9 protein-coding genes are annotated in these 8,687 nt (G+C 63.3%); 6 read left to right on the top strand and 3 right to left on the bottom strand.

The genetic code is table 11. From position 1 onward, the window contains the following. Positions 1-133: 133 nt before the first annotated feature. Positions 134-925 carry a dienelactone hydrolase family protein gene (locus ACPZMI_RS06510; protein ID WP_426351895.1) on the bottom strand — a complete coding sequence of 264 codons (792 nt, stop codon included), beginning with the start codon at positions 923-925 and terminating at the stop codon, positions 134-136. A 137-nt stretch (positions 926-1,062) separates the two neighbouring features. On the opposite strand from ACPZMI_RS06510, the gene ACPZMI_RS06505 reads away from it, so the two are divergent. The 4 genes from ACPZMI_RS06505 (at position 1,063) to ACPZMI_RS06490 (ending at position 5,459) form a co-directional block, all read left to right on the top strand. Next, on the top strand, positions 1,063-1,668 hold the full coding sequence (locus ACPZMI_RS06505) for an outer membrane protein (protein ID WP_426351894.1): 606 nt from the start codon (positions 1,063-1,065) through the stop codon (positions 1,666-1,668). Between the two features lie 108 nt (positions 1,669-1,776). Continuing rightward, positions 1,777-2,454: a response regulator gene (locus tag ACPZMI_RS06500; protein WP_054892914.1), complete on the top strand. Its 678-nt coding sequence runs from the start codon at positions 1,777-1,779 to the stop codon at positions 2,452-2,454. Further along, entirely contained in the window at positions 2,451-3,797 is a 1,347-nt protein-coding gene (locus ACPZMI_RS06495) for an ATP-binding protein (protein WP_426351893.1), read from the top strand. The genes ACPZMI_RS06500 and ACPZMI_RS06495 overlap by 4 nt, the downstream gene beginning before the upstream one ends. Positions 3,798-4,133: 336 nt before the next feature. Continuing rightward, positions 4,134-5,459 (top strand): dicarboxylate/amino acid:cation symporter, encoded by a 1,326-nt coding sequence (locus tag ACPZMI_RS06490; protein ID WP_186666971.1) that lies wholly within the window; start codon positions 4,134-4,136, stop codon positions 5,457-5,459. 158 nt (positions 5,460-5,617) lie between these two features. Here ACPZMI_RS06490 and ACPZMI_RS06485 read toward each other — a convergent pair whose 3' ends face one another. Together ACPZMI_RS06485 and ACPZMI_RS06480 are read right to left on the bottom strand one after the other, a co-directional pair. Beyond that, positions 5,618-6,139, bottom strand: coding sequence for a SprT family zinc-dependent metalloprotease (locus ACPZMI_RS06485; RefSeq protein WP_272979761.1), 522 nt, complete (start codon positions 6,137-6,139; stop codon positions 5,618-5,620). Positions 6,140-6,239: 100 nt separating this feature from the next. Beyond that, positions 6,240-6,839 (bottom strand): Yip1 family protein, encoded by a 600-nt coding sequence (locus ACPZMI_RS06480; protein ID WP_054892910.1) that lies wholly within the window; start codon positions 6,837-6,839, stop codon positions 6,240-6,242. 252 nt (positions 6,840-7,091) lie between these two features. On the opposite strand from ACPZMI_RS06480, the gene ttcA reads away from it, so the two are divergent. Beyond that, the gene (gene ttcA, locus ACPZMI_RS06475) at positions 7,092-7,916 is read left to right on the top strand and encodes a tRNA 2-thiocytidine(32) synthetase TtcA (RefSeq protein WP_426351892.1); all 825 of its coding nucleotides are present in this window, start codon (positions 7,092-7,094) and stop codon (positions 7,914-7,916) included. A gap of 4 nt (positions 7,917-7,920) precedes the next feature. Then, a complete protein-coding gene (locus ACPZMI_RS06470; RefSeq protein ID WP_288377772.1) occupies positions 7,921-8,592 on the top strand; it encodes a DNA-3-methyladenine glycosylase I in 672 nt (223 codons plus the stop codon). Positions 8,593-8,687 lie beyond the last annotated feature (95 nt).

The raw sequence follows: 8,687 nt of genomic DNA, 5'->3' as shown, positions 1-8,687 counted from the left end.
GCAGCGGCCGTAAAACTGACACAGAGGTTTTTCAGGAAGACTTCGGTCGCCTGGTTGCACGGCCGCTGCGCGCCCGATCGCGGGACAAGCCCGCTCCTACAAGTACGCAGAGAATTCGCGGGGGCTTGGGCCCTTACTTGAGCGCCTGCTTGAAGAACGCCTGCATGTCCTTCCAGGAGCTTTCATCTGCCGCCTTGTCATAGCCGATATCCGGCCCGCCATGCGCGCCATGGCTCAAGCGGTCCGCATCGGGGTTGGTAAAGCCATGCTTGGCCCCGGGAATGCCGACGAACTGCATGTCTGCTCCGGCATCCTTCATCTCCTTCTTGAAGGCCTCGACCTGTTCGGGCGTGACCATGCTGTCGGCCTCGCCATGTTCGACCAGGATCTTCGCCCTCACCACTCCGGGCTTGGCCGGGGTCTGGGTGACCAGCGCGCCATGGAAACTCACTACGCCATCGAGCTTCTCGCCCCGGCGTGCGGCGTCGAGTACCACCTTGCCACCGAAGCAGTAGCCGACGGCGCCCAACTGGTGCTTGTTGGTGTTGGGTTGCAGCTTGAGCAGCTCGAGCCCGGCGTCGAAGCGTCGCGCCGCTGCCGCTGGATCCTTCAGCGCGGCGGCCATGAATGCCTGGGCGTCCTGCGGGTGCTCGGTGTGCTTGCCGTCGCCATACATGTCGATGGCCAGTGCGTTGTAGCCCAGCGCCGCGAGGTCGCGGGCGCGGCGCTTGGCGTAGTCGTTCAGCCCCCACCATTCATGCACCACGACGACACCGGGGCGCTTGCCCTCGATGGCGTCGTCATAGGCGTAGTAGCCGATCAGCGCAGTGCCGTCGGCGTCCTGGTAGCGGATCTCGCGGGTCTGTACCGCCGCCTGGGCGAAGGCGGCGCTGCACATCAGGGCCAGGGCAAGCAGTGAACGCATGAGGGGGTCTCCAGGAAAGATGCAGCCGTATCGGGTTCGTTCAGCCAAGGTTCAGCCGGGGTTCAGGAGCGGTTCAGGGCGCCCTGCTTACTCTAGTCCCCAGACCGAAACAGCGCACCTAACTGGAGTAACAAAGCATGAAAGCACTCAACACCCTGATGGTCGCCATGGCTGTTTGCGCCGCTGGCGTTGCCGCCACCGCCCAGGCCGACGACACCTTCGCCAGCCTGACCTACGGTCAGACCAGCGACAAAGTCCGCAAGTCCGGCCTGCTGCAGCGCAACACCGATAACCTCAACGCCGACGGCATCATCGGCAAGGACAGCACCTGGGGCCTGCGTGTCGGCCAGATCAACGATCAAGGTCGCTACTACCTGACCTACGACAACGTTTCGGGTGATCACAGCGGCGTCAAGTTGCGCCAGGAAAACCTGCTCGGCAGCTACGATGTGTTCCTGCCGATCACCGACACCACCAAGCTCTTCGGCGGCGGCAGCCTGGGCATGACCAAGCTGACCCAGACTTCGTCTGGCTACAGCCGCGATACTGACTACGGCTACGCGGTCGGCCTGCAAGCCGGCGTGCTGCAGCAGGTCACCGACAACACCTCGGTGGAACTAGGCTACCGTTACCTGCGCAGCAATGCCGCCACCGAGCTGTCGCCGCACGGTGGTCCGAAGGACGGCACCCTGCGCCTGACCAGCAGCGCCCAGACCTACCTCGCCGCCAGCTACAAGTTCTAAGGCCGAGGCTCATCGAACCGGCAGGGGTTTCCCGTGCCGGTTCGCTGTTATGCTGTGCCGGCCCTGACCGCTCGGCGGTCCGGGAGATATAGACAAAGGAGATGCGGCATGAAATTGCTGGTGGTCGAGGACGAGGCGCTGCTGCGCCATCATCTGTATACACGTCTGGGCGAGACCGGGCATGTGGTGCAGGCGGTGGGCGATGCCGAAGAGGCGCTCTACCAGGCCGAGCAGTACAACCATGACCTCGCCGTGATCGACCTGGGCTTGCCGGGCATGAGCGGGCTGGACCTGATCCGCCAGTTGCGCAGCCAGGACAAGACGTTCCCCATTCTGATTCTCACCGCCCGCGGTAACTGGCAGGACAAGGTCGAAGGCCTGGCCGCCGGTGCCGACGACTATGTGGTCAAGCCTTTCCAGTTCGAAGAGCTGGAGGCGCGCCTGAACGCGTTGCTGCGTCGCTCCAGTGGCTTTACCCAGTCGACCATCGCTGCCGGCCCGCTGGTGCTGGACCTCAATCGCAAGCAGGCGACACTGGACGAGCAGCCCTTGGCGCTGACCGCCTATGAATACCGGATCCTCGAATACCTCATGCGCCATCACCAGCAGGTGGTGGCCAAGGACCGTCTGATGGAGCAGCTCTACCCGGACGACGAGGAGCGCGATCCCAACGTCATCGAGGTATTGGTCGGCCGTTTGCGCCGCAAGCTCGAGGGCGACAACGGCTTCAAACCCATCGACACCGTGCGCGGCCTGGGCTACCTGTTCACCGAGCGCTGCCGATGATCCGTTCGCTGCGCCTGCGCCTGATGCTGGCCGCAGCGCTGCTGGCCCTGCTGTTCATGCTGGCGCTGCTGCCGGCGCTGCAGAAGGCCTTCAGCCTGGCCCTGCAGGAGTCGATCGAGCAGCGCCTGGCCTCGGATGTCACCACCATGATCTCGGCGGCGCGCATCGAGCATGGGCATCTGCAGATGCCCGAGCTGCTGCCCGACGAGCGCTACAACCTGCCCAACATGGGCCTGCTTGGCTACATCTTTGACCGCGAGGGCCGGCTGGTCTGGCGTTCACGCGCCACCGCCGACAAGCACATCAACTATCAACCCCGCTATGACGGTCGCGGCAGCGAATTCGCGCGAATCCGCCAGGACGACGGTGACGAGTTCTTCGTCTATGACGTCGAGGTCAAGCTGCTCGGTGGCAAGAGCGCAGCCTTCAGCACCGTTGCCCTGCAGCCGGTGCGCGAGTACCAGCACACCCTCGACGGCCTGCGCGAGAAACTCTACCTGGGCTTTGGCGCGGCCCTGCTGGCATTGATGGTGCTGCTCTGGGCTGGTCTGACCTGGGGGCTGCGGTCGTTGCGCCGGTTGAGTCACGAACTGGATGAAGTGGAGAGCGGCGCCCGTGAGGGGCTGAGCCGTGAGCACCCGCGCGAACTGCTGCGCCTGACCGGCTCGCTGAACCGCCTGCTGCACAGCGAGCGCGAGCAACGTCAGCGTTATCGCGACTCGCTGGATGACCTGGCACACAGCCTCAAGACCCCGCTGGCGGTGCTGCAGGGGGTTGGCGAAAGCATGGGCCAGCGCAGCGGCGAACGCGAACAGGCGCGGGTGCTGCAAAGCCAGATCGAGCGCATGAGCCAGCAGATCGACTACCAGCTGCAACGCGCCAGTCTGCGCAAGAGCGGCCTGGTGCGGCACAAGGTACGCCTTGCGCCGGTGCTCGACAGCCTTTGCAACACGCTGGACAAGGTCTATCGCGACAAGCGTGTCACCGTCACCCTGAGTGTTCCCGCGCAAGCCTGGGTGCCGATCGAAGAGGGTGCCTTGCTCGAGCTGCTCGGCAACCTGCTGGAGAACGCCTATCGGCTGTGCCTGGGGCAGGTGCGGGTGAGCCTGGAGGCGCTGCCCGGGCAGCAGGTGTTGTGCGTGGAGGATGATGGTCCGGGTGTGCCCGCAGGCCAGCGCGAACGTATCCTGCAGCGCGGCGAGCGCCTGGACCGGCAGCATCCGGGGCAGGGGATCGGGCTTGCGGTGGTCAAGGACATCATCGACAGCTTCGATGCCCGGCTTACGCTGGATGATTCGCCCCTGGGCGGGGCGGCATTCAGGATCGTGTTCAGCCTGGAGTGAGCTTGCGGGCAGGCTAGCTCCCGCAGGTGAGGCTTTCCTGCATCATGCCCCGCATCGGGCGGATTCCCGCCATCGGCCTTGTACGAATTTCGCCACCGGGCGGAAATCCGCCAACCCACCCCTGTCGATTCGCCCTGTCCTTGGGCAGAAATTTCCCGAAAACACTGGCCTTGCACCCAATCCGGGCATTTTGGCATCACCCTTGCTAATGATCTGGCAGAGGCCTGCTCAGGCAGCTCGAACACAACGACAAATCCCTCCAGGTGCAGGAGGGTTCGCGCTTTAGGTGCCTCGCCCTGGGAAGGGTGAAACGGCACACTTGAGGATAATTAAGCCATGACGAAACGTCAGCCGCTGTACAAGTCCCTGTATGTCCAGGTGATCGTTGCAATCACCATCGGTATTCTGCTCGGCCACTACTACCCCGAAACCGGTGTCGCCCTCAAACCCCTGGGTGACGGCTTCGTCAAACTGATCAAGATGGTCATCGCCCCGATCATCTTCTGCACCGTGGTCAGCGGCATCGCCGGCATGCAGAGCATGAAGTCGGTCGGCAAGACCGGCGGCTATGCACTCCTGTACTTCGAGATCGTCTCCACCATCGCCCTGATCATCGGCCTGGTCGTCGTCAACGTGGTTCAGCCTGGCGCTGGCATGCACGTCGACGTCAGCACCCTGAACGCCAGCAGCGTCGCAGCCTACGCCGCCGCCGGTGCGCAGCAGACCACCGTTGGCTTCCTGCTCAACGTCATCCCTAACACCGTGGTCGGTGCCTTCGCCAACGGCGACATCCTCCAGGTGCTGATGTTCTCGGTGCTGTTCGGCTTCGCCCTGCATCGCCTGGGCAGCTACGGCAAGCCAGTGCTCGAGCTGATCGACCGCTTCGCCCATGTCATGTTCAACATCATCAACATGATCATGAAGCTGGCGCCGGTCGGTGCCTTCGGTGCCATGGCCTTCACCATCGGCCAGTACGGCGTGGGTTCGCTGGTGCAGCTGGGCTACCTGATGGCCTGCTTCTACATCACCTGCCTGGCGTTCATCCTGATCGTCCTCGGCGGTATCTGCCGCGCCCACGGTTTCAGCGTCCTCAAGCTGATCCGCTACATCCGTGAAGAACTGCTGATCGTACTGGGTACTTCCTCCTCGGAATCGGCCCTGCCACGCATGCTGACCAAGATGGAGCGCCTGGGCGCGAAGAAATCCGTGGTTGGCCTGGTGATCCCGACCGGCTACTCGTTCAACCTGGACGGCACCTCGATCTACCTGACCATGGCTGCGGTGTTCATCGCCCAGGCCACCGATACCCCCATGGACATCACTCACCAGATCACCCTGCTGCTGGTGCTGCTGGTCGCGTCCAAAGGTGCTGCTGGCGTTACCGGTTCGGGCTTCATCGTCCTGGCCGCCACCCTGTCCGCCGTTGGCCACCTGCCAGTTGCCGGCCTTGCGCTGATCCTGGGTATCGACCGCTTCATGTCCGAAGCCCGCGCCCTGACCAACCTGATCGGCAACGCCGTTGCCACCGTGGTCGTGGCCAAGTGGGTGAAGGAACTGGACACCGACAAGCTGCAATCGGAACTGGCTTCCGGCGGTGCGCCGCTGGTCGAAACCCGTCCGACCGACGACCTGGGCGTTGCTGAAGGCCCGGCTACTCGCTGATAGCGGTTGTAGTGATGCGAAAAAGGCGACCTTCGGGTCGCCTTTTTTCATGCTCGGTTCTTGCGGTGATCAGACTGGCCCTTTCGCGGGCAAGTCGCAGCGGCGAACCGCCGCTCCCGCAGCCCTGTGGGAGCGGGCTTGCCCGCGAATGCGTTGGTTCATTCGACGCGTGTCTCGCCGCTGTACACCAGAATCTCCCGGCAGCGCCGGCACAGATAGCGCCGGCCCTGGCGCACCAGCTTGTGTCGCTGTGCGCTGAAGGGGAAGTCGCTGTCCGGGCATGGGCAGCGGTAGATGTAGCGGGTTGCCACACGGCGCTGCACCTCATAGTTGTGGCAGCGGTTGGGCGGCAGTTCGTACACCCCGCGCATGATCAGTTGCCACTCCTCGCCATGGGCCTGGATGCGGTCGCCGAACAGTTGGTGGGCGATCAGGTGGGCGACTTCATGGGCCACGGTCTGGCGCAGGAAATCATCCTGGTTCTCGCGGTACAGCTGCAGGTTGAAGCGCAGCAGGTTCTCGTGCAGATGGGCGACACCGGCCTTCTGGCCGCGCAGTTTGAAGCTGACTTCCGGGCGGGGGAAGGGGCGTTTGAAGAAGGTTTCGGCTTGCTGGTAACAGGTTTCGACGCGTTGCTTGAGTTGCTCGGGCATGGCGGGATGATTCTCCTGACGCGCCATTATGCCGCAAGCCCTGCACGCTTGCCGAGCCGCCGGTCAGCACGAAGCCAGAGGCCGCCAAAACGGCGGCCCCTGGCCCGACGCCCCAGTGTTGGTGTTTCTAATTGGTGTAGACCGGCCCCACGCCAAGCCCCCAGATGATCACGGTGGCGGCCATGATCGCCACCAGCACCACCAGGCCCACCGCCAGCACGGAGCTGGAGAACAGGAAGCCCTCGTCAGTGGGGATGTTCATGAAGGTCGGTAGCCCGACATACAGCAAGTAGACCGTGTAGCAGATGGCCGCTGTCCCCAGCAGCATGCCCAGCCACAGGTGGGGGTAGAGCGCCGCCAGGCCGCCGAGGAACAGTGGCGTGGCGGTGTAGGTGGCAAAGGCGATGCATTGCGCCATAGAGGGGTTGGCATCGTAGGTGCGCGCCATCCAGTGGATGAAGGCCCCCATCACCGCCACCCCGGCAAGCATTGCCAGGTAGGACATGACGCTCATCCATAGCGCGCTTTCCATGGTCAGCATCACCGGTGGTCGGTCACCGATCACCCAGCCGACCTGAGTGGTGCCGATAAAGGCGGACACCGCCGGAATCGCCGCCAGGATCAGGGTGTGGGTCAGGTACATGTGGCTGATGCTTTCTTCTTCGCCACGAATCTCCCGCCATTCCTGGTCGGGATGGGTAAACAGCCCCAGAACGTGATGGATCATGCCGGTCACTCCTATCGTCGTTGCCAAACGCCCCCCAAGCGGAGCGCCTGTGGCTCGAGGCCAGGCAACCGATCAAGCGGTAATATGGCCTTATGTCGCAGTATAGGAAGCAGAACCCGGCATAAACGCGGCTTTTTAGAGCAAATCGCGCTGTCGGCGGCGCTGTTGATTCTTTATCGGAATGGCCTACGCCTGTGCTCGGTTTGTGCGTAAAATAGCCGGCTTTTGTCACACCTCGCGGATCCAAGCGCTATGGGCACCCTCTCGGTCAACCAGAACAAACTGCAAAAACGCCTGCGTCGTCTCGCCGGCGAAGCCATCACCGACTACAACATGATCGAGGATGGCGACAAGGTCATGGTCTGCCTGTCCGGCGGCAAGGACAGCTACACCATGCTCGATGTTCTGCTGCACCTGCAGAAGGTGGCGCCGATTTCGTTCCAGATCGTCGCGGTGAACATGGACCAGAAGCAGCCAGGCTTCCCCGAGCATGTGCTGCCTGCCTACCTGAAGACCCTCGGCGTCGAGTACCACATCGTCGAGAAGGACACCTACTCGGTGGTCAAGGAACTGATCCCCGAAGGCAAGACCACCTGTTCGCTGTGCTCGCGCCTGCGCCGTGGCACGCTGTACACCTTCGCCGACGAGATCGGTGCGACCAAGATGGCGCTCGGTCATCACCGCGACGACATCGTCGAGACCTTCTTCCTCAACATGTTCTTCAATGGCGCGCTCAAGGGCATGCCGCCCAAGCTGCGCGCCGACGACGGCCGCAACGTGGTGATCCGTCCGCTGGCCTACTGCAGCGAGAGGGATATCCAGGCTTATTCGGACATGAAGGAATTCCCGATCATCCCGTGCAACCTGTGCGGTTCGCAGGAGAACCTGCAGCGCCAGGTGGTCAAGGACATGCTGGTGGAGTGGGAGCGCAAGCATCCGGGCCGTACCGAGAGCATCTTCCGCGCCCTGCAGAACGTCGCGCCGTCGCAACTGGCCGACCGCAACCTGTTCGACTTCACCAGCCTGAAAATCGACGAGAGCGCCACTCCGCGCTTCCTCGACGTGCTGAACATCTGAACCCATGCGCGATTACCAGTGGCTGCACGAGTACTGCCTCAATCGCTTCGGCTCGTCCAAAGCGCTCGAAGCCTTCCTGCCGCAACCGCGCACGTCGGCGCAACTGCGCGACATCACTGACGACCGCTACCTGTCGACCCTGGCCCTGCGCGTGTTCCGCGCCGGGCTCAAGCACAGCCTGGTGGACGCCAAATGGCCAGCGTTCGAGCAGGTGTTCTTCGGTTTCGACCCCGAGAAAGTGGTGCTCATGGGCGCCGAGCACCTGGAGCGCCTGATGCAGGACGAGCGCATCATCCGCCACCTGGGCAAGCTCAAGAGCGTGCCGCGCAATGCGCAGATGATCCTCGATGTAGCGAAGGAGAAGGGTAGTTTCGGTGCCTTCATCGCCGACTGGCCCGAGACCGATATCGTCGGGCTGTGGAAGTACCTGGCCAAGCATGGCAACCAGCTGGGTGGGTTGTCGGCGCCGCGCTTCCTGCGCATGGTCGGCAAGGATACCTTCATCCCCACCGAGGACATGGCCGCGGCATTGATCGCGCAGAAGGTGATCGACAAGCCGCCCACCAGCCAGCGCGACCTGGCGCTGGTGCAGCAGGCGTTCAACCAGTGGCATGAAGAGAGTGGCCGGCCGCTGTGCCAGTTGTCGGTGATGCTGGCGCATACCGTCAATCATTGAGGGTTGCGGCGCCTGCTTCGGGGGGGAAGCCAACCCTACCAAAACAAACCTCCCCCCAACACACCCCCCCACCGTCCTCTCCCCCCCCCACCCCC

Source organism: Pseudomonas wayambapalatensis (assembly GCF_049942315.1).
Lineage (GTDB): Bacteria > Pseudomonadota > Gammaproteobacteria > Pseudomonadales > Pseudomonadaceae > Aquipseudomonas > Aquipseudomonas wayambapalatensis.
Note: the sequence above shows the minus strand (reverse complement) of the source record. Positions and strands in the feature narration are given on the sequence as shown.